At 42.9% G+C, this 22,170-nt stretch carries 19 protein-coding genes; 12 read left to right on the top strand and 7 right to left on the bottom strand.

What is annotated here, in order from left to right; translation table 11 throughout:
- Positions 1-12: 12 nt before the first annotated feature.
- The 5 genes from NST15_RS16715 to kduI all read right to left on the bottom strand — a co-directional run bounded on the left by NST15_RS16715 (position 13) and on the right by kduI (position 5,435).
- Complete coding sequence (locus NST15_RS16715) at positions 13-1,158, bottom strand: Ger(x)C family spore germination protein (RefSeq protein WP_342498682.1); 1,146 nt, start codon at positions 1,156-1,158, stop codon at positions 13-15.
- Positions 1,155-2,255 carry a GerAB/ArcD/ProY family transporter gene (locus NST15_RS16710; protein ID WP_007499883.1) on the bottom strand — a complete coding sequence of 367 codons (1,101 nt, stop codon included), beginning with the start codon at positions 2,253-2,255 and terminating at the stop codon, positions 1,155-1,157. The genes NST15_RS16715 and NST15_RS16710 overlap by 4 nt, the downstream gene beginning before the upstream one ends.
- A gap of 3 nt (positions 2,256-2,258) precedes the next feature.
- A complete protein-coding gene (locus NST15_RS16705) occupies positions 2,259-3,725 on the bottom strand; it encodes a spore germination protein (protein ID WP_035389723.1) in 1,467 nt (488 codons plus the stop codon).
- Between the two features lie 104 nt (positions 3,726-3,829).
- Positions 3,830-4,603: a 2-dehydro-3-deoxy-D-gluconate 5-dehydrogenase KduD gene (gene kduD, locus NST15_RS16700; RefSeq protein WP_008343242.1), complete on the bottom strand. Its 774-nt coding sequence runs from the start codon at positions 4,601-4,603 to the stop codon at positions 3,830-3,832.
- A 4-nt stretch (positions 4,604-4,607) separates the two neighbouring features.
- A complete protein-coding gene (gene kduI, locus NST15_RS16695; protein WP_008343239.1) occupies positions 4,608-5,435 on the bottom strand; it encodes a 5-dehydro-4-deoxy-D-glucuronate isomerase in 828 nt (275 codons plus the stop codon).
- A 257-nt stretch (positions 5,436-5,692) separates the two neighbouring features.
- Between kduI and NST15_RS16690 the strand changes: the two genes are divergently transcribed.
- The 12 genes from NST15_RS16690 to NST15_RS16635 all read left to right on the top strand — a co-directional run bounded on the left by NST15_RS16690 (position 5,693) and on the right by NST15_RS16635 (position 19,943).
- The gene (locus NST15_RS16690) at positions 5,693-6,703 is read left to right on the top strand and encodes a LacI family DNA-binding transcriptional regulator (RefSeq protein WP_008343236.1); all 1,011 of its coding nucleotides are present in this window, start codon (positions 5,693-5,695) and stop codon (positions 6,701-6,703) included.
- Positions 6,704-6,789: 86 nt separating this feature from the next.
- On the top strand, positions 6,790-7,806 hold the full coding sequence (locus NST15_RS16685; RefSeq protein ID WP_342498681.1) for a sugar kinase: 1,017 nt from the start codon (positions 6,790-6,792) through the stop codon (positions 7,804-7,806).
- A complete protein-coding gene (locus NST15_RS16680; RefSeq protein WP_342498680.1) occupies positions 7,778-8,386 on the top strand; it encodes a bifunctional 4-hydroxy-2-oxoglutarate aldolase/2-dehydro-3-deoxy-phosphogluconate aldolase in 609 nt (202 codons plus the stop codon). The genes NST15_RS16685 and NST15_RS16680 overlap by 29 nt, the downstream gene beginning before the upstream one ends.
- A gap of 109 nt (positions 8,387-8,495) precedes the next feature.
- Entirely contained in the window at positions 8,496-8,951 is a 456-nt protein-coding gene (locus tag NST15_RS16675; RefSeq protein ID WP_203143766.1) for a GNAT family N-acetyltransferase, read from the top strand.
- 70 nt (positions 8,952-9,021) lie between these two features.
- Complete coding sequence (locus tag NST15_RS16670) at positions 9,022-10,023, top strand: sugar-binding protein (protein WP_255234106.1); 1,002 nt, start codon at positions 9,022-9,024, stop codon at positions 10,021-10,023.
- On the top strand, positions 10,020-11,462 hold the full coding sequence (locus NST15_RS16665) for a sensor histidine kinase (protein ID WP_342498679.1): 1,443 nt from the start codon (positions 10,020-10,022) through the stop codon (positions 11,460-11,462). Before NST15_RS16670 ends, NST15_RS16665 begins: the two co-directional genes overlap by 4 nt.
- Complete coding sequence (locus NST15_RS16660) at positions 11,456-12,877, top strand: response regulator (protein WP_342498678.1); 1,422 nt, start codon at positions 11,456-11,458, stop codon at positions 12,875-12,877. The genes NST15_RS16665 and NST15_RS16660 overlap by 7 nt, the downstream gene beginning before the upstream one ends.
- Positions 12,878-12,976: 99 nt before the next feature.
- The gene (locus NST15_RS16655; RefSeq protein WP_342498677.1) at positions 12,977-14,245 is read left to right on the top strand and encodes an ABC transporter substrate-binding protein; all 1,269 of its coding nucleotides are present in this window, start codon (positions 12,977-12,979) and stop codon (positions 14,243-14,245) included.
- Between the two features lie 57 nt (positions 14,246-14,302).
- Positions 14,303-15,274 (top strand): sugar ABC transporter permease, encoded by a 972-nt coding sequence (locus NST15_RS16650; RefSeq protein ID WP_192895873.1) that lies wholly within the window; start codon positions 14,303-14,305, stop codon positions 15,272-15,274.
- Positions 15,271-16,092: a carbohydrate ABC transporter permease gene (locus tag NST15_RS16645; protein ID WP_039165373.1), complete on the top strand. Its 822-nt coding sequence runs from the start codon at positions 15,271-15,273 to the stop codon at positions 16,090-16,092. Before NST15_RS16650 ends, NST15_RS16645 begins: the two co-directional genes overlap by 4 nt.
- A 146-nt stretch (positions 16,093-16,238) precedes the next feature.
- Positions 16,239-17,189, top strand: coding sequence for a mannose-6-phosphate isomerase, class I (manA, locus tag NST15_RS16640; protein ID WP_007499909.1), 951 nt, complete (start codon positions 16,239-16,241; stop codon positions 17,187-17,189).
- A 123-nt stretch (positions 17,190-17,312) separates the two neighbouring features.
- On the top strand, positions 17,313-19,943 hold the full coding sequence (locus NST15_RS16635) for an N-acetylglucosaminidase (RefSeq protein ID WP_255234104.1): 2,631 nt from the start codon (positions 17,313-17,315) through the stop codon (positions 19,941-19,943).
- A 17-nt stretch (positions 19,944-19,960) separates the two neighbouring features.
- Here the strand turns inward: NST15_RS16635 and NST15_RS16630 are convergent, their stop codons facing one another.
- Positions 19,961-21,148: a CDP-glycerol glycerophosphotransferase family protein gene (locus tag NST15_RS16630; RefSeq protein ID WP_342498676.1), complete on the bottom strand. Its 1,188-nt coding sequence runs from the start codon at positions 21,146-21,148 to the stop codon at positions 19,961-19,963.
- An 11-nt stretch (positions 21,149-21,159) separates the two neighbouring features.
- Positions 21,160-21,930, bottom strand: coding sequence for a WecB/TagA/CpsF family glycosyltransferase (locus NST15_RS16625; RefSeq protein ID WP_108611029.1), 771 nt, complete (start codon positions 21,928-21,930; stop codon positions 21,160-21,162).
- Positions 21,931-22,170 lie beyond the last annotated feature (240 nt).

Below are 22,170 nucleotides of genomic sequence, written 5' to 3'. Positions count from 1 at the left end.
CCGCCTTTTGTGCTACCATTTAAAGCTTTTCGTTGCGCCTTCTGCACCAAAATTCAAAATGCTGACTTTTACGTCATATGCAATGTCTACTTCTTGAAATAGTGTATCCCATTCGTTGCGGTGCTGATCCCAAAAGTCTGGATACTTGATGCGCACCTGCCGATTTAAAAGGATCGGGTCAACACCAACTTCTTTTTGCATGTGGTGGACAGCTTTTTGAATGCGCTCTTTGATTTTGCGTTCAAAAATGCGCTCAAATCGTTTGATGTATTGCTCATCGTATGAGTTTTCAGGGGGATATTGATCTTCTGATAGTTTCCCGTTTGTTTGTACACTAATTTTAAAGGAAATCTTTCCGTTCTTCAGATAGGGTTCAATCTTGGACTTTGCTTTCTTGATTTCATACGTAATCGGAAAGCCTTTGTAGGTGGCAGGTACGACTCCGCCTGAGATGCGATTCATGACCCAGTTTAAAGATTGGACATCCTTTGCTGGTATGAATCCTATCAGCTTTCGCGTTTTCCCATGGATAATGCCTGCACCATCATAGGTGAGTTCCCCGTTTACGACATCCACACTTTGGACAAGAAAGCTTGTACCCATCTGAAAGTAATCCGACGCTCGGCCAATACGTGTTGGCAGTAAAATCTTCCCGTTAAAGCTCCGGTTTTTTGATGTTTCAAAAATATGCTCGACTGGAACCCTTTGCTGTGATTTTAATTTTTGATTGATGACTTTTGAAGCCTCATGGCGTGACACTAAGAGGTAGCTGCTTCTTCGAACCTCATCATCTCGTATAAAGTGGTTGAGTGTCCCTTGAATATCATGATGTTCAGCTTGATCTTTGCCAAACAAAAAGATTTTGAGGTGATCACTGTAAATCGGCGGGTCCTTCAAAGCGACATTGCTGACTGCTTCCAGTACATTTTTCCCCTTTGAGACGACATTCACATAGCCAGGGGAATCTGCTTCTTGTGTTCCGCCCATTTTAGGGACAAGGTTTTGATAGGTGAGTTTGACTCCGTTATCATCTTCCTCGTCAATGCCAACACCGCGCACAAACGATAATTTCTCAATATCTTTTAAGTCCCAGCAACCTGTCGATAAAAGCAAAAGGCAGGAAGACAGAAAGATGAGCCATAAACGCCGCCCTTTCATGCAGATCGACCTCCCCATTTTTTACGTATCATGAGCAGAATAGCTGTTATAAAAGGAATCGCTAAAACAGCGAATAATGCATAGCCGAGTAAAGTCGAGTAGTAAAAGACTTCATTGATATTTCTCGGAAAAAGAGAGAGAGCTGAGGTCAGCAAAAACAGCAACCATAGCAGTCTCGTTAAATTGGTTGTCTTAAACACCGTTTGACATCCTTTAATCGCAAATTGGAAAAAGCCAAGCATACAAATAAACTGCTGGCACGTCCAGATCGTCAGTAAGAAAATATCAAAGCGTTCAATGAAGACCCCTTCTAGTTCTAGCGCTTGAATGAGGGAGACAGTGGGCCAGGTGAGTGATTTCGTTTCTCCAACCGTCATGGAACCAATCACAATAAAGAGCGTGAGGGAGTAAATAAGTGTGGTGATCCCTACCCCGATCGCTGCGGCCCATTTCGCTTTTGACCATTTGTCTTTATAGATAAGCGGTACGACAAACAAAATGACTTCAAAGCCTGTAAATTGAATAAATGTTTGAGAGAACAAATTACTAAAATCTTTAAACCCGTGAGCCATGACCGGGCGTAAATAATCAAAATCAAATATTTTCAAACTAAACAGCATGAGCCCAATGTAAATGATCATGGTCATCGGATAAATATATGTCACCATTTTCACTACCGGAAAAATGCCGCTTTTTAAATGATAGATCGCCACCAGTAAAAAAATCATCACAATCACTGTCATCGGGGTCGATTGCAACAGGAAAAATTGAACCACTTCCCCCAGTACACGCGCCTCAAAGCCAACAATGGCTAGTAAATAACCGATCAGCATTAGGTTAAAGATCGTACCAAAGAAGGCACCGGCTCCTTTTGTATTCGATTCAAAAATGGTATCCGGTGCATTCTTCTCCGCAATCCAACCTAGCAAAAAAGCAACGAAAGCAAAGATGACTCCCTGTATTAATACAATGATCCAGCCATCAGGGAATCCTGAATTGGCAGAACTGCGAGGAATGGTTAAAATTCCAGCGCCTATCATTGTAGAACTGCACAGAATGGTGACTTGTAACAATGATAGCTTCTCAGCTCTGTACATCGTTTACTCTCCTTGTCTTTTGAGATTTTTTGTCTTGGCTGTTTTCGGTCTCGATTTAAATAGCCCTATTGGTAAACGAACGTACGTATCTTTTAAATCTGAAAACGGTGAAGACAAAACAGGTGTGAAATAGTCAAAACCAAAGGTCTTTAGCTGCATCAAGTGACAAAGTACAAATAAATAACACATGATGAGGCCGTATAATCCAAACATGGCTGAACTGAAGATCGCCATAAACCGCAGGATGCGTAAGGGAAAGCTGAAATCATATGATGGAGCAGTAAAATCGGCTAGTGCCGTCAGAGACACAATAATCACCATTAAAGCACTGACAATATTGGCTTGGACAGCCGCCTGTCCAATAATGACGCCGCCAATCAGTCCAATCGTCTGCCCAATCGCCCTAGGAAGACGAAGTCCAGCTTCCCGCAGCAGTTCAATCGTAAACGACATCAAAATGGCTTCCACTACAGGAGGAAAGGGCACATTTTGCCGGCTGCCTGCGATGGTCAGTGCCATTCGTGTTGGTAATAAACCAGGATGATAGGAAACAAGGGCGATATAGAGTCCCGGTAAAAAGATCGTCAAAAGAACGGCAATATAACGGAGCAAACGCAAAAGAGTCGCACTTGTCCATCTTTGATAATAATCCTCCGGTGATTGCATCAAGGCAGTGAGAGTCATCGGCATAATGAGGGCAAACGGCGTCCCATCGAGCAAAATAGACACCTTTCCTTCGAGCACAGAGGCAATCACCCGATCAGGACGTTCTGTATTTTGAATCTGTGGAAAAATAGAGACATGACTGTCTTCAATCAACTGTTCAATATAGCCGGACTCAGGAATATCATCCATTTTGATTTGCTTCATACGAGAGAATACATCATCTACTAGTTTGGGGTCTGCGATATCACGAACATACACAAGAGCAGCAGATTTCTTGTTACGAGTACCTATGTTTACCTTTTGAATGACAAGGTTCGGATCGTTTGCTCTTTCACGAAGCAATGCCGTGTTTTTTTCAAGATTTTCAATAAATCCAATCCGGGGTCCTCTTACAAGGACTTCTGATTGCGGCTCCTCTACTTCTCTAAATTGAAAAAGATTCGTATGGAGCGCAAGCGCTTGAGTGGCTCTATCCACAAATAAAATAGCCCTGCCGCTGTATAACTGCTCGATGGCAAGGTTCATATCTTCCAGCACATCATTTTGAATACCAAAGAACGTTTTAGAAAGGGAAGAAAGTGTGGTGTGGTCGACCTCGGTGATGGTCAGTTCCTTTTGCATAGGTGAAATGATTTGTTTGGAAAGCATCTCAAATTCTGTGAGTCCTTCAACGTACACGAGACATGCAGAGACAGCGGAAGGACCAAATGAAAACGAGTGGAACACGATATCATCACTTTTGCCGGCAAAGCTTTTGACACGCTGAATGACGGACTCTATATCTTGTTCAATACGACTTTTCATAATACCTCACCCTCATGTCTTTTTTTATAGAGTGACTCGGAAGGAGAAGAATTATGCAAATAGAAAAAAGAGAATCCCCTAAAATAGGAATTCTCTTCACATGTTTATCTCGCCAGCCAGCCGCCATCTACGGCTAAAATATGCCCGTTCATATAATCAGAGGCAGGGGAGCTGAGAAAGACGGCGGCACCTGCTAGATCTTCAGGCCGTCCCCAGCGTCCAGCGGGGATTCGTTTCAGAATCTCTTCATTCCGGTTCGCGTCGTCACGAATGGCTTGCGTGTTATTGGTTGCAATATAACCAGGCGCGATCGCGTTCACCTGAATATGCTGACTTGCCCATTCATTTGCAAATGCTTTCGTCAAACCTGCGACAGCATGCTTACTTGCTGTATAAGCGGGAACAAAGACACCGCCTTGAAATGATAGAAGGGAAGCGATATTGACAATTTTCCCTTGCCCTTTTTTCAGCATCTGCTGTCCGACCTTTTGCGTGAGGAAAAAGAGACTGTTGATATTCACATCCATCACAGTATGCCAGTTTTCCTCTGAATATTGAGCGGCCTCTTCTCTTTTAATGGTCCCAGCATTATTGATCAAAATATCAATTGTGTGCTGCTTTAAAAGGGCATCAACATCCCGCTTTGCGGACTGAGGATCTGAAAAGTCTACTTGAATCGCATGAAATGATCTACCGGTCTGTTCGACAAGTTCTTTTGTTTCATCAAGCGGCGTATGGTGGTAGGTGCCGATGATATCTGCACCTGAACGGGCAAGCGCTACGGCAATACCTTGCCCAATACCAGTTCCAGGACCTGTGACAAGAGCTGTTTTGCCTTCGAGGGAAAAGAGGGACGCTACATATGATGTCGTCGTCATTTCATTACCTCAGCTGGTCCATCGGGACAAAGTCCATATCTTTAAACGTATAGTTTTCTCCCGCCATTGCCCAAATAAATGAATAATTTGCTGTACCTGAGCCTGAATGAATGGACCAGGCAGGTGAGATGACGGCTTCTTCATTTGCCACAACGAGATGTCTCGTTTCAGATGGCTCCCCCATAAAATGAAAGACACGTGCGTCTTCCTCTATATCAAGATATAAGTACACTTCCATCCGCCGGTCATGTATATGAGCAGGCATCGTGTTCCATGTGTTATTGGTTTCAAGCTGAGTGATGCCCATCATAAGCTGGCAGCTTTGGATGCCGTCTGCATGAATGACCTGATACAGATTCCGTACGTTCGAGGCGGATGCTTCCCCTAAATGATTCGGTGTTAATTCAGCGATCGCAGCCTTTTGTGTCGGATACGCTCTATGAGCGGTGGCTGACACAAGATAAAATTTGGCCTGCTCACCTGATGAACTAGCAAACTGTACATGTTCGTGTCCAAGTCCAATATATAAGAAATCTTTATGCTCCAGCACAAATGACTCACCATCGACTGTGACCGTACCTTGGCCGCCGACATTCACAATGCCAATTTCCCGTCTTTCAAGGAAATATTCTGTACGTAAAAAGTCGCCGGCATCCAGCTTGATCGGTTCTGATGTCGGCATAACGCCGCCAATCACCACACGGTCCTCATGCGAATAATACAGCTTCAATTCACCACTGACAAAAAGTATCGGAATATGAAAATGACGACGAAGTTCCTCTGTTGTAAAACGCTTGACCTGCTCAGGATGTACAGCATAACGATTTTCCATTTGAGATAAGCCTCCCTTTCCATCTGAAACATATAATTGTTTTATTTGGTATCGGTTTCAAGGAAAATTCTAGAGGAAAAAGAGAGCGGCGTCAACCGTTAATTTGAAATCGCTTTCTTTATTTGTATAAAAGCTTTTTTTCTTCATGTTCATGAAAAAAATCTTCTGATACAGCTTAACTTGTGGTATGCTTTTTTTAAGTTTATTTGAAATCGGTTTCGAAACAAATGAGAAGATCGATCTTGGGAGTTTTTTGTATGAAAGAGAAAAAGCAAACGAAAGTCACCATTAACGAAGTTGCAGCATATGCAGGTGTCTCAAAATCAACGGTATCCAGATACATCAATGGCAGAACAAATGAAATTTCTCCTGAAAAGGTAAAAAAGATTAAAAAAGCCATTGAGGAGCTCCATTATCGTCCGAGTCAGCTTGCCCAAGGATTGAAAGTAAGAAAGAGCAAGGTCATTGGTTTTATTGTGGCTGATATTACGAACCCATTCTCTGTTGCGACACTTCGTGGTGTGGAAGAGATTTGTGATGAATATGGATACAGCATCATGGTGTGCAACACAGATAATCGTCCAGAAAAAGAACGAGAAATGCTACTGAAGCTGCATGCTCATTATATTGAAGGGCTGATCATTAATACGACCGGTCAAAACAATGACATTTTGCAAGACTTTAAGCAAAACGGTGTACCGATTGTTCTTGTAGACCGTAAGTTACCTGAACTGAAGGTCGATACCGTCACAACGAATAACCGTGACATCACGGCTCGTCTACTTCACCAAATGTATGAAAAAGGCTACGAACATATCGCTTTCTTTACTGAGCCGGTCGATGGGATTAGTCCTCGTGAAGAACGAAAAGAAGCCTATGAACAGACGGCCATGAGTCAACATAAGAAACCTATGATTGCAGAAATCAATTTGAAGCATAAGGAACAAATGCGAGATGAGATTTGTCGTTTTTTACAATCAAACCATCAGAAAAAAGCGATTTTAGCAGGCAATGGATTACTCATGCTGAAACTCATCAGTGAACTCGTCGATCTTGGGGTGAAGATACCTGAGGAGATAGGCATTGCCGGATTTGATGATACAGAATGGTATAAGCTGATCGGGCCAGGCATCACTACGGTGGCGCAGCCATCTCATGAGATGGGGAAAGCAGCCATGCAAAAAATTATGACGCGTCTTGACGGGGATAAGAGTGCACCCCAGACCATTCAACTTGATGGAGAAATCATTGTGAGAAAATCTTTATAAACGTCAGGCAGAGAAGAGTATACATACGTGCATGCTCTCTCTTTTTCAACTGTTTTGAAACCGGTACCAAGAAAGGGGAGAAATGAGTGAAAGCATTGGATGTGATCACATTTGGGGAATCAATGGCGATGTTTTATGCAAAAGAAATTGGCGAGCTTCACCAAGTGCATACGTTTCAAAAAGCACTTGCTGGTGCAGAGAGTAATGTTGCGGTCGGCTTGGCAAGATTAGGCTTTAGCGTTGGCTGGATGAGCAAGGTCGGGGCGGACTCACTTGGTACATTTATTTTAGAAGAGCTTCAAAAAGAAGGGGTCGATACTGAGGCAGTGCTCCGTTCAAATGATGGGGCCAAAACAGGGATATTGCTTAAATCAAAAGTCATCGATGGAGACCCTGATGTGACGTACTACCGAAAAGGCTCTGCTGCGAGCACATTGAACGCAAGCGATTTCCCGTCCACTTATTTTCAGCAGGCAGGACATCTTCATATGACCGGAATCCCGCCTGCTGTGTCTAGTGAAATGAGAGCGTTTTCTTTTCATGCCCTTAAAGAAATGAAGAAAGCAGGAAAAACCATTTCCTTTGATCCGAACCTTAGACTTCAACTATGGGAAGAGGAAGAAGACATGATTCATACGGTGAACCAGATGGCTGCTCAAGTAGATTGGTTTTTCCCAGGGCTTGCAGAAGGTCAAAGACTCACAGGATGTCATGAGCCGGAAGCGATTGCGGATGTTTATTTACAAAAAGGTGTCAAGCTTGTGGTCATTAAACTGGGAGCAGAAGGAGCCTATTTCAAAAGTGCATCCGGCCAAGGTGTGGTGGATGGTTTCCATGTGTCTCATGTCGTGGATACAGTCGGAGCTGGTGATGGATTTGCAGTGGGAGTGATGAGCGGTCTGCTGGACGGATTATCATATGAAAAATCGGTAGCAAGAGGCAATGCCATTGGAGCACTTGCAGTCATGTCCCCAGGAGATCACGAGGGACTGCCGACTCGGGAAGAGCTTCAGGCATTTATAAAAGAAGCCAAACGATATCAAAGGCGACACGATATGAAGGGAGATGAGAGGTATGGGAAAGTCAGCAAGTATGAGCGTTAAAGAGAAGCTCGCAGCTTGTAAACTCATTGCGGTGGTCAGAGCAGGTAGTGAAGCAGAGGGGATAGAGATGATTGGTCGTTTAAAGAAAAAAGGGGTGCGGGCCATCGAAGTGACATATACCACGCCCAATACAGAGCGGATCATTGCATCTTACCAGCATGACCACGACTTGATTGTCGGAGCCGGAACGATTACAACACTTGAGCAGGCACAATCAGCCATTGAAGCCGGCTCTCAATTTATCGTCAGCCCGGGATATCTTCCTGTCATCGGAGAGCACCTATCTTTTCACGATACACTTTACGTGCCAGGTGTTTTGACCCCGAGTGAAATTATGCAGGCAAAAGCAAATGGATACAGCGTGTTAAAGCTTTTTCCGAGCGGCTCCTTCGGTTTGTCCTATATGAAAAATTTGCAAGGTCCGTTTCCAGAGATTGAGTTCATCCCAACAGGAGGCATTCATCCAGTCGATGTGCCAAAGTGGCTTGAAGCAGGAGCCGTGGCAGTAGGTGTCGGCAGCCAGCTTGAAAGCAGTACAGCAGAAGAATTACAGGCCGTTCTTTCTTCCACAATCATGTAGTTCACATAAACAACCGGCGGATGACTGCCGGTTGTTTGTTCGTTTATCTGACAAAAAAGCTCAGAAGACGCATCTTTTCACGTAAAATGAGCATAAAGGAGAGGTCGATATGTACATTCAACAAGATGAACTAAAAGATGGTCAAATTGAGCAATTGATTCAAGCTCATTTAGAAGAGATGAAAAAACATTCACCGCCAGAAAGCATTCATGCCCTTCCGTTAGACGATCTGAAAAAACAAGATGTCACAGTATGGAGTGCAAGGGATGGAGAGGCGCTTCTTGGCTGCGGAGCCATCAAGGAGCTATCAAGTGAACATGGTGAACTCAAATCGATGAGGACAGCAGCAGCCCATATGCGAAAAGGCGTGGCGAAGTATCTGTTGACTCACCTTCTCCAAGAGGCGAAGCGGCGGGGGTATAAAAGAGTCAGCCTTGAAACAGGTGCGATTGCTTTCTTTGAACCGGCAAGAAAATTATATGAAAGCTTTGGATTTCAATATTGTCCGCCTTTTGGTTCATACCAAGAAGATCCAAACAGTTTATTTATGACAAAGGAATTATAGAGGTCGAGAGAGTATGCTTTTATAAGCAGCTCTTTTTTTATGCGGCAACAATGGAAGGAGGGGAATGTGAATGAAATGGTCGAAGTTGTTCGGAATGGGCGCATTTCTCACATTTTGTGTCGTATCTGTTCTTTTTTTATCTGTATTAGGTCAAGATTTAGTTAAAATTGAGAGCGCTTCCGATGAGACGTTATCAACTTATCAATATCACTTTGTTCTTGTACCGGAGGAACTTGATAATGAATATTGGCAATTGGTGCAAAAGGGAGCTGCTGATGCGGCGGAAGTTCATCGGGTGTATCTTGAATACCTAGGTCCAAAGCAGGCTGATTTGGATGATCACCTGAAAACCATTGATATGGCGATTGCTGGTCATGTGGACGGCATTATGACACAAGGGCTTGATGCAAAGAAATACAAACCGCTCTTTCAAAAAGCAAGAGAGAAAGGTATAGATGTCGTCACAGTCGATACCGATGCAGAGGGGAGCAAGCGTCAAGTGTATGTCGGAACAGATAACTATTATTCCGGTTTTATCGCCGGACAGGCACTCATCGCTGATACAAAAGGCGAGCAGTATGTGGGCATTGTGACGGGACGGCTTGATGCGATTCACCAGAAGCTTCGCGTGAAGGGGTTTCGAGATGCCGTTTCTGGTGAGAAACGCATTCATATTGCTGGAATAGAAGAGTCGGCGATTACGAAATCAGGTGCTTCCGGTGCTGCGTATAAATTGTTAAATGATCATGCACAGCTCACCGCATTTTATGGAACAAGCGCATTAGACGGTGTCGGCATTATTCAAGCAACAGAGCAATATCATTCGTCTAAAGATGTTTATGTGCTCGCATTTGACACATTGCCTGATACGATTCAAGCGCTGGATAATGGGAAAATCGATGCAGTGATTGTACAGCACCCTTATGAAATGGGCTATCAAGCGGTTGAATCTCTTGTTCGTTTGCAGCAAGGGGATAAACAAGAACCGCTGCAGTACACAGGGACGAGTGTGATTCGGCGAGGAGACCTGCCCCTTCATCAAACGGAAAGACCACAGGGGGTTCAGCCATGAAGAGAATTCGAAGTAAGTTATTATTGGCTTTTTTAATTCTTGTGCTCCTTGGCAATGTGGCCGCTTTTTTTGTGTATTGGAGCAGTTCAAAAATCACATCAGAATATAGCAAGAGCTTTCGTTCCTTTCTCCTGCTGAATGATATTTCGACAGAGGCAAAAACGATGTATGAAAAGGTCAACGCCTTTGCCATCGAAAAGGATCAGGCGTTTGCCAAAGGGTATGCTGAATCAAAACAGAAAATGACATCATATGATCAAGCATTGCTCAAAGATGCAGGGCTTCATGCCGCCATCCCCTCCATTGAAAAATATCAATATATGATGCGGACGCTCATAAACGAAAGTGATGCGACAATGAATCATGTCAAAGAAGGGAAAATCAAAGAATATGCTGCAAGTGTGAAAGAAGTAAGAACCGTGTCCTCTTATATCCAAGAGCAGACAATGACTCTTTTGGATGATGAATTATCTGAGTATCAAGTACTCTACCAATCCCTTCAAAAAAGACATCAAACGTATGCGCTTTTTACTCTATGTCTGTTTACATTATCGATAGGCATCGCTTTATGGATGGCCTATATCATTGCGGGCGGAATTTCAAGACCGATCGTTCATCTATCTCGAAGTGCCAAAGAAGTATCAGAAGGAAATTTTGATGGTCCGAATTTGCATGTGTCATCAAAGGACGAAATCTCTGTGTTAAATCATGCCTTTGAGCGAATGCGGCGAGAGATGAAGGTCATGATTGAAGAGATGAAACAAAAGGCCGCTTTAGATCAGAAAATTAAAGACATGAAGCTGAAAACACTACAAAACCAAATGAATCCACATTTTTTATTTAATACATTAAACATCGTTTCACGTATGGCGTACTTAGAATCAGCTGATGCGACATCGAGATTGATACAATCCGTTTCTACACTGATGCGGTATTCGCTATCTCCTCTCAGCGCATCTGTTACGTTAGAACAAGAAGTGAAAGTGGTAAAAGAATATTTTCATATACAAGAAACAAGATTTTCCGATCGTATTACATGCAAAACGACCATAGATGAGTCGTGTCTATCTGTTCACATTCCGAGCCTTACATTGCAGCCGCTTGTCGAAAATGCCTTTATTCATGGGGTAGAACCAAAAGAGGAAGGGGGGCTTGTAGAGCTCTTTATTGATCGAGATGATCGCTTTGTCATGATTCGGATTCGGGATAATGGACTTGGCATCAGTGATCAAGAGAAAAAGAGATTGCTATCGCAAGAGGAAGAAGATCATTCAGACACACGTAGTAAAGGTCACTCGACAGGAATTGGTCTTCGAAATGTGATGTCGAGGCTGCGTTTGTTTTACGGAGTGCAGGATGCCCTTCAAATTGATTCAAAGCCAAACGAAGGGACCACCATTCAATTGACAATACCAATCAAGGAGGAACGAGCATGCTGAACGTGCTGATTGTGGATGATGAAAAAATTGAACGAATGGCGATGCGTAAGTTCATGACCGAATGGCTGCCAGACTGTCATATTGCAGGGGAAGCTGCGAATGGAAAAAAGGCGGTGGAATTGGCGCGGTCTAAGCCAATTGACCTTGTGCTCATGGATATTCAGATGCCAGGCATGGATGGACTCACAGCGATCAAACAGATCAAGGCAAGCTGTCCTCATACTAAATTTATTATGCTGACAGCCTACGATACGTTTGATTATGCCAAGCAAGCCATGCAGGAAGGGGTCAAACAATACCTTGTCAAACCAGCTGATAAAGACGAAACCATTACAGCGATTCGTTCTGTTGCGGCAGAAATTCAGCAGGAGGTCTCCCTGCGGCAGGCGGAGAAAGTCAATCAGCAGTCAAAATGGCTGGAAGCTCATGTGTTGAACGGTCAATCTTATTCCTCCACAGCGTTTGAGCGGCTGTTTCAGGATTTTCAAGCAGGTCTAGTGATCGCTGTTCAGCGGACAGGCGGGGATCAACTCCTGAATCATTTGCAGGAGTCTGCTCTTTTTCAAGCAGTGCCTATCAAAGTGAGCGGTGAGCTGTTTACATGCTTGATTTACAGCCGTCAATCACCTGGTCATCTAAAGGCGAATGTACTGCAAGCCATTCGCGCTGCCATGACAAGCGAGCAGCATTCACCTGTCATTGTTGGCATGGGTCATCCTGTCTCAAATCCACTTCAACTTCAGAAAAGTGCGGCAGAAGCGAAGCTTTCCTATTATCAGCGAAAAAAAGATGACGGTGCGGTTCGTTATGGCTTTTACTATACAGATAGACAATCTTACGTATTGATCAACTTGCCTGAGCTTGCCGATGACATGATGCTGGCACTAGAAGAAGGGAGAAGAGATGATGCTCTTGCTTACTATGATGCCTTCCAATTAGAAGGGGCAACCATTTCTCATGTGAAAGAGCTGCTCATTTTACTCAAATCACGACTTCGTGCAGATGTGCCGATTCTAGCTATCACTACAGAAACAGAATGCCGCCAATGCTGTGAACATTTATTTGATCTGTATGAAGCAAGAACCCAGACGGTGAATGATATAGAACGGGCGAAACGATACATTCAAACACATTTTTGCGAACATATTACGCTGGAGCAAACGGCCGCCTATGTTGATTTAAGTCCGACGTATTTCACCAAACGCTTTAAGGATGAGACAGGTCTGACGTTTAAAGAATATGTGACGACCTGTAGGATGGATAAAATGAAGAAGCTACTGAAAGAGAGTTCGCTTAGTTTAAAAGAAATCACCTATCAAGCAGGATATACTGATCCGAATTACGTCAGTCGTGTGTTTAAAAAAATGGTTGGCTGTTCACCAAAGGAATATCGAAAGCAGGTCGTAAAAAAATGAAGAATTTCATAAAAAAGTGAAGAAGTTTGCCTGAAAAAAGGCAAGGATCTGCCAGTATACTTATTTTGATAACGCTTACAAAATAGGGATGGGGGATCCATGATGAAGTTTAAAATAGGCTTTACTTTATTGGCACTCTGTATGCTGGTCGTCTCTGCTTGCAGTTCATCGACGAACTCAGATGCAAAAAAAGAGGGCGGAGCGGAGAAACTAGAAATTTTCTCTTGGTGGACTGGTGCAGGTGAGGAAGACGGACTGAAGGCACTCATTCAATTGTTTGAAGAGAAAAATAAAGACATTCCAATTGAAAATGCAGCTGTCGCTGGTGGTGCTGGTACGAATGCAAAGGCTGTTCTAACAAGCCGGATGCAAGGAGATGATCCGCCAGCTACTTTCCAAGTACACGGGGGAGCAGAGCTGAATGAGAGCTGGGTAGCCGCAGGTAAAATGGAGCCGCTGGATGACCTTTATGAGAAAGAAGGCTGGAAGGATAAATTTCCAGAATCACTGATTGACCTTGTGAGCAAAGACGGGAAAATCTATTCCGTTCCAGTGAATATTCATAGAGGCAATGTGCTTTGGTATAACAAAAAAGTATTTGAAGATCAGGGCTTAGAGCCGCCAACGACGTTTGATGAATTTTTCAAAACAGCCGATGCCTTAAAGAAAAAAGGGATTACTCCACTTGCGCTTGGGGATAAAGAACCTTGGGCAGCGACTCATTTGTTTGAAAGCGTTCTTCTAGGTGTACTAGGTGCAGATGACTATCAAAAACTTTGGGCGGGCGACTTAAAAATGGATGATGCAAAAGTGAAGGAAGCGGCAGACATCTTTGGACGTATGCTCGAATACGTCAACGACGATCATAGCTCGCGTAACTGGCAGGATGCCTCACAGCTCGTGGCAAAAGGGGAAGCTGCAATGAATGTCATGGGCGATTGGGCAAAAGGATACTTTGTAAATGATCTAGATTTGAAGGTGAATAAAGACTTTGGATACGTGGCTACTCCTGGTACGGAGCGCAGCTTTATGGTCATCACGGATACATTCGGACTGCCAAAGGGTGTCAAACAGCCAGAAAACGTGAAAAAATTCTTATCTGTCTTAGGATCTGTGGAAGGACAGGATGCGTTTAATCCGTTGAAAGGGTCAATACCGGCACGTGTGGATGCAGACGTATCAAAATATGATGAATATGGAAAATCGGCAATGAAGGCTTTTAAAGAGTCAAAGCTGGCACCGTCTCTTGCGCATGGCTCAGCTGCTGAAGAAGGTTTTGTCACGAAGGCGAACCAAGCCGTCAATATTTTCGTGACACAAAAAGACAGCAGTCAGTTCGTTTCTTCTTTAAAAGATTCAATGAAATAAAGATGAAAGAGGCGGCCGTTAGGCACCGCCTCTTTTTTAAAAAAGGAGTGTAGCTTCATGCGCATGGACACATCGCCGATCACAAAAACACCAGCAGCAAAAGTGAAACGTGTTCGGAAAAAATGGAATGGAGACCAGCTGCTTGCCCTGCTATTTTTAGCACCGTCAGCTGTTTTATTATTCATTTTTGTTTACGGCTTTATTGGCTGGACAGGATATGTTTCATTATCGAACTGGACCTCGCTTGTTCCTGATTTTTCTTTCGCAGGTATGAAAAATTATGTCATGCTGTTTCAAGATTTTCGCTTTCAGTCAGATCTTCGAAACACGGTCTTTTTTACATTATTCTTTATTGGAGCAGTCATTGCTTCTGGGCTTGTACTGGCCATTTTACTAGACCAGAAGATCAAGGGAGAATCACTTTTTCGGAATCTCTTTTTCTTTCCGATGGCCCTTTCCTTTGTTGTCACAGGTGTTGTGTGGCAATGGATCCTAAATCCATCAACTGGGGTGAATCTATTTTTAAAAACACTCGGCATCCAGCCCAAGTGGTACACGGATACGAACATTTTAGCTGGATTTGTCTGGGGAAAAATTGAGTTTGGTGTACCGGCAGCAATGATTGCAGTTGTCATCGCTGCTGTGTGGCAGATGACAGGGTTCTCACTTGCGATGTATTTGGCTGGTCTTAGAGGCATTCCAGAGGAAGTGAGAGAGGCTGCTAGAATGGATGGCGCAACTGAATGGCAAATCTTTTGGAAAATCATTTTCCCGCTGTTAAAACCAATCACAGCGAGCGTCGTCATTATCATGGCACATATTTCTTTAAAGATCTTCGATTTGATTTACTCGATGACAGGACCAGGTGCAAACTTTGTCACCGATGTGCCAGGTGTTTATATGTTTGAAATGACCTTTAGAGGAAACCATTATGCAGGTGGTGCCGCCATTGCGATCGTCATGTTGATTTCTGTTGCGGTCTTTATCGTGCCGTATCTCCTGTCTAGCCGGAAGGGGGCTTCATCATGACCGCAAGAGGGTTTGTCCGTCCAGTTCTTTATGCTTTATTAATACTGTGCAGTTTGTTTTTTCTCATGCCTGTTTATGTCATGATCGTCACAAGCTTAAAGCCATTAGGTGAAGTTACCCTTGAGCGAATGTGGTCGCTTCCATCTACACTTGATTTCTCAAGCTACAAAATCGCTTTTGAAAAGTTATCACCCAATTTAATGAATTCTCTTTATCTAGTCATTCCTGCTACCTTATTGTCAGCTGTATTAGGTGCGATGAATGGCTATGTGCTGTCTAAATGGCGCTTTAAAGGATCAGAAGTGGTGTTTACCTTCATGTTGTTTGGTATGTTTATTCCATATCAAAGTATCCTCATTCCACTTATTCAATTTTTGCGTGAAATCGGCTTGTATAACTCCATTCCGGGACTTGTGCTTGTTCATGTCGTATATGGCCTGCCAATCACAACACTCATGTTCCGCAATTTTTATGTAAGCATTCCTGATGAAATGATTGAATCAGCGAAGATGGATGGTGCCGGATTTATCGGGATCTTCAGACATATGATTCTGCCGCTTTCCATCACAGGGTTTGTCGTGGTTGCCATTTGGCAATTCACAAATGTGTGGAATGAGTTTCTATTTGCGGTCACTATGACCACGGCAGAGAATCAGCCGGTCATGGTTGCACTGCAAAATTTATCAGGCAGTCAAATTGTGCAATGGAATGTTCAAATGGCAGGTGCCATCTTGGCTGCGCTGCCAACACTTTTGGTCTATATTCTACTTGGAAAATACTTTGTGAAAGGGCTTCTTGCAGGCTCTGTCAAAGGGTAAATTGATTTTCTTGTTATCGTTTTCATTCGGTGTACTGAAAGGATTGACTTCTCTTTAGATAGCGTCATAATAAAAGTTGAGACTTGCTAGTTTTCATCTTGCTAGGCAAGGATTATAAAGGGTAGCAAAGGGAGGAGTCATCCTGAATGAAGCAGTCACCAATTTTTTTACTGCCTGAATTGAAGGAGAGAATATGGGGAGGTACAGCCTTAAGGGATCAATTTGGCTATGATATTCCTTCTGATCAAACGGGAGAATGCTGGGCAATTTCTGCTCATCCAAACGGACCAAGTGTCGTGCAAGATGGTCCATATAAAGGGAAAACGCTGATCGAACTATGGGACAATCACAGAGAATTGTTTGGGGGAATAGAAGGCGATCGCTTCCCGCTCTTAACAAAAATTTTAGATGCAAACCAAGATTTATCCGTTCAAGTTCATCCAGATGATGATTATGCGGAAAGACATGAAAATGGTGAGCTTGGGAAAACAGAGTGCTGGTATATCATTGACTGCAAAGAAGGCGCAGAAATGATCTACGGTCATAATGCAAGGACGAGAACTGAGCTTGTGACCATGATGAACAGTGGAGATTGGGAAGGCCTTTTGCGGCGAGTGAAAATTAAGCCGGGCGATTTTTATTATGTGCCAAGCGGTACCATTCATGCACTATGTGAAGGCACACTGGTTCTCGAAACGCAGCAAAGTTCAGATACGACCTATCGGGTGTATGATTATGAACGAAAAGACCAAAATGGCCATGAACGTGAACTTCACTTCACGCAGGCCATTGATGTCACAACGGTTCCTCATGTAGACGGTTATGCAGATGAATCAGTAGAAACTCGTCCAGGGGTGACCATTAGAACATTTGTAGAAGCAGAATATTTCTCTGTGTATAAATGGGAAATTGATCAAAAAGTAGAGCTATCGCAAGATTATCCGTTTTTGCTGTGCAGCGTTATTAATGGGGAAGGGTCCTTAGAGCATAATGGACATACATATCCGCTGCCAAAAGGAGCCCATTTTATCCTGCCGGCTGAAACTGGGAACTTCACCATTGAAGGATCTTGTGAACTGATTGTGTCACATATATAAAGAAAAAGAGGACTTCGAGAGGTCCTCTATTTTTCTATTGCATAAAGGACTTGAAAGAGACTTGTTTTTGTCGATAAAGAGATTAGTAGACTATTATGCAAAGTTAAGAGAGGGACAGGGAACGTGAAAAAAACCATCAAGATTATGTTACTCGCAGCTGCCTTTGGTATGACATTACACACAGGCAAAGAAGTGCAAGCAGCCTCCTATGTCGATCAATCCATTTATACGATTAGCACCTCAAAAGTATTTACAACAGAAGCAGAAGTGAAAAAAGCGGTTGACACGTTGAAAAAGGATAAGAAATGGACAGCCACTTATCAAACTTCAGGAAATACATCGACTTATCAACTGACTGCCTCAGGATATGACTCACAAGTAGCAGCGAGTGCAAGTGCCGCTGCATTAAAAAAAGAGTTAGGCATGAGCGGTACGGTGTCTCCAGTAGGTGACCGCCTTCCTTTACAGAAAATCGTATCTGATCCAATCAACGATGAAAGTCAGGCGAAAAAACTGACGCTCGAGCTGACGAAAACATCAGGACTCAATAGCACGTATGAAGCTATCAATCAAAGCAGACCATCTTATCAGGTCATTTCAGGAGCCATTGATTCTGAAACGAAAGTCAAAAATATTCAAACCGAACTACAAAAACAGGCCGGAGTCACGAGTACATACCAAACTGAAAACAAGGCCGGCACCGTGTATCAGCTGATCTCAGGCAATATTGTTGGACAGAGTAAGGCAAATACCATCCTGCAAGGTTTTCAAAAGGAATCTGGTTTAAAAGCAGTACTCCAAACGGTAGCAGCAGGCAAACCGTATTACATCGTCACATCTGCTGCACAAACGAATCAGTCTAAAGCGCAAACCCTTCTGACCCAGCTGCAAAAAGAAGCGAAAATCAGCGGAAAGATTCAGAAGGCTGGAGCTGTTAAAAATGTATATAGCATGGAATCAGGCTATTTCAAAGACAGTAAGCAAGCAGCCTCAGCGGCGTCTCAGATTAAAAAACAAGCTGGTGCGTCAGGTACTGTGCAGCGAGTAGGAAAAACGAAAAATTATATCGTAAAGCTCAATCAATTAAATGACACAACTTACGCAAAAACAGTTGCCTTTTTCAAGAAAAAGAAATGGCGCTATACATCTAAAAAGATCTCCTCTACACAGCCATATCAAGTAGTGACTGGGAACCTTTTGGGCGATGATCAAGCGAAAAAAGCAACGGCATTTTTCCAAAAGAAAAAAGTATCCGCCACAACGAAAAAAACAGGCAAAGCATCTGACAGCACGTATCGACTTGTTGTGAATCAAGCAACGGATCAGACAAAAGTAAATAAAGGTGCTGCATACTTAAAAGCACAAAAGGTGACAAGCAGCATCACAACAGGCAAGGGGCAAGCCGTCAGTAAAGCATACAGCCTGATGACAACTCCTGTATATGATCAAAGCAAAGTAAAGCAGGCGCAAGAGATCATGAAAAAAAATGGAGTTGCCAGTAGTACAAAAACATTAACAGAAGCTGTTAAGCAATACCGTATTACGACAGAGGCAACTGTGAATCAAACAAAGCTGAATCAAGCCTTAAGTTATTTAACCAAACAAAAAATGAAAGCAGCCGCTCAAAAAACGGGAGCAACTGATTATGGTCAATATCAGATCAAAACAGGGGTTATTTCAACTGCTGCCTTAAGAGATCAAGGCATGACATTCTTCAAAAAACGAAATGAACCAGCTGCTTATACAACAACGACAAAACCGGCATATAAAATCAACATCACACAGCAGTTTACAGGGTTACCAAATGCGAATGCGGCCATTGCTTTTGTGAAAAGCCAATACGGCTGGACAGCCACAGCGACAAAAATCAAAAACGGTCCAATGGTGATGCAGACGAATTATAACCTCACTGTCAATGAGATGGTAAACAAACAAATGAAGGTATCGCCGCAGACAGATGGTGCAGCATATGTCTATGCGACATATGTAGACCCAGCGACATCCACAGTGAATACAGACGGGCTAAATGTACGTTCTACACCTGATTCAAGTTCGGCTAGCAACATCGTCGCACAGCTGAACAAAGGAACAAAAGTGAAGCAGCTTGGAAAAGAAGGCAACTGGATCAAGATCAGCCTCGGCTGGAGAAATGCGAGTTCAGCAGAAGTATTAAAATATGTAGACCCAGCGAATATCGCGGAGGGCACTCAATCTTATTTTCAATTTCTCAAACTCTCTGAAGCTGCAAATCTCAACCCGACTGAAGTGAATACGAAGATTTTAGCAGGGAAAGGCATTCTTGCCGGAAAAGGACAAGCCTTTATCACAGCAGCGAAAACGTATCATATTAACGAAATCTATCTCATTTCACATGCATTGCTTGAAACAGGCAACGGCAGTTCCATTTTAGCGAACGGTACGAAGTTTAATGATAGAATCGTGTATAACATGTATGGCATTGGTGCATATGACAGTAACCCGAATTACCTCGGTGCAAAGTATGCGTATGAACAGCAATGGTTCACACCAGAGGCAGCCATTATTGGCGGGGCAAAATTCATTGGCAACAGCTATATCAATAACGCCACATACAAACAAGATACCATTTACAAAATGCGGTGGTCTGCGACAGCGACTCACCAATATGCAACAGATATTGGCTGGGCTTCTAAACAGGTCACTCGTATGTATAGTTTGTATAACTTACTTGATAACTATACGCTGTATTATGATATCCCCGTGTATAACAAATAAAAAAACGTCCGTGCTTCTTAATGAGAAGCCGGACGTTTTTTGTGTAAGAGCTGATGTTCAATAAAGGAAAGAAGCTGCTGACTTGATTTCCCTTTTGAATATTGGTTCCATTCCTCAGCAAAGGTTTTCAATAAGTCTTGATTGGCTGATTCGTTTAGCCCCTTAAGCTCCTTTAAGAGCATATCTTGTGTGACGCAAGCCTTTCCTGGAATAATGTCTTCATAACGTTCGACTAAACCGCGTTTCATGCGATAAGTCTCTAGATCGTAAGTGAAGAACAAAACAGGCTTTCGGAGCAGCGCATATTCAAACACAATGGACGAATAATCTGTAATCAGGACATCGCATACAGAGAGCAATGGAAAGAGCGGCTGATCGGACACATCAAATATCCACTCACCATCTGTTTCTGCTTTGGCTAAATGTTTCACTGCAGGATGGAGTTTGACGAGCAGGATATAGTCACCATTCAGCTCTCTATGCAATTGTTCTTTAGAAAAAGGTAAGACAAGACCGTCCATTGCAAAGTCCCGATAGGTCGGCGCATACAGCAGCACTTTTTTGCCTTTTGGAAAAATATCCGTCTGAAAGGAAATAGGGCGCTCATCATAGTACGCATCTGTGAATGGTACACCTGTTGGCAAAAAACGATCGTCGTTGACGCCAAATGAAGTTTTGAAAATCTCGCGCATGTGATCTGAGCCTGTAACGATATAATCGAAAGACGCATAGACCCGCTTGAAACGCTGCAGATCACGAGAACTACGGTGATGATTTGAAGCGTCTTCAAGACCGAACTTTTTCAAAGCACCATTGGCGTGCCACACTTGAATACAAGTGGTAGAAGGTCTATTTCTTAGCACACTTGTCATCAGAAAATAATTATCTGTGACGACAACTTTGCTTTTTAGCATCGTATAGATACATTGAATGAGATGGAAGGGATTTTTTTCATGAAAATAGCGAAATGACACATGAGGCACGTCCTTTTCTATCACGGAAGCATGCTTCGTATAGAGGACAGTGAGCTTCATTGTCATATTCGCCTGTTGTTGATAAGTATCGATGAGAGCAGCTGCATTCTCTTGGAATGAAACAAGCAGCGTCACCTGATTGTCACGAGGTTTCACGCCGCTCATGAGCCACCCAGCAAAAGAAACAAAAGCTGCATAGCATGAGATGATCATTGAGCGTATATTCATCATGTATCAGTCTCTCACAGCTGCTTCGTCTGATCTTTTACTTGCTCAGGATAGTAGCGCTTTTTCCCTTTGTTTTCTTTTAATACGGCAAAAGCGTACTTTGGGATATTCAGCATTCGTTTCCATCTCCACGGATTGACAATGAGTCTGTACAGCCATTCCGTATTTGTTTTAATCATCCAGCGTGGTGCACGCTTCACCGTACCGCTAAATACATCAAAGCTTCCGCCTAAACCGATGCAAACAGCTTGCGGGAACAAATGACGGTATTCATAAATAAAGTTCTCTTGGTTTGGATAACCTAAAGCAACAAACACCATATCTGCTTTTGAACGAGCAATTTGTTTTGCCACAAATCGTTTATCCGCTTGATAACCATCACAGCTGCCTGCAATCACCACATTTGGATATTCCGTATCAATTCGCTGTTTGACAGCCTCGAGCACTTCTTCTTTCGCCCCATATAAAAAGATACTTTTAGATTGCTTGTTTGCAAGATCAAGCATAGACATGAACACATCAAAACCTGCAATTCTTGATTTCAATGGACTTTGCGTCATGCGTGACATCAACACAACACCTACACCATCCGGCAGTACATAATCCGCGGAAGAAACGACTTGATGATATGCATTATCCTTCATGACAGCATAGCCGATCTCTGGATTCACTGTCGCAATCATGGCGCCTCTTCTCTGGGAAATATGATGCTGGTTGATATAGCTAATAAATTCATCTAAGTCACCATTTACATAAGAAAGGTTAGAGACCACTTCTGTTTGCATTGTTCAGACCTCCTTTTTCATTTTGTTATCTATGAAACGTTCATTGTAAATTCATTCTTCGCCTACTCATCATTTTATCACAGTTGCTCCATGAAATATTAACAATAACTTTACAATCCTTTAAATTTCGTGACATTTTCATTAATTCATATGGACGATCCTTTGTGAAATATTGATTTCTCGGTCTTCTCCTCCTGCACCCAATAAATTGGAAATAGTTTGTCTTTACATTTTCTTAAC

Origin of the sequence: Bacillus sp. FSL R5-0820, assembly GCF_038593385.1 — a bacterium.
In the GTDB taxonomy this organism is placed as follows: domain Bacteria; phylum Bacillota; class Bacilli; order Bacillales; family Bacillaceae; genus Bacillus; species Bacillus altitudinis.
Note: the sequence above shows the minus strand (reverse complement) of the source record. Positions and strands in the feature narration are given on the sequence as shown.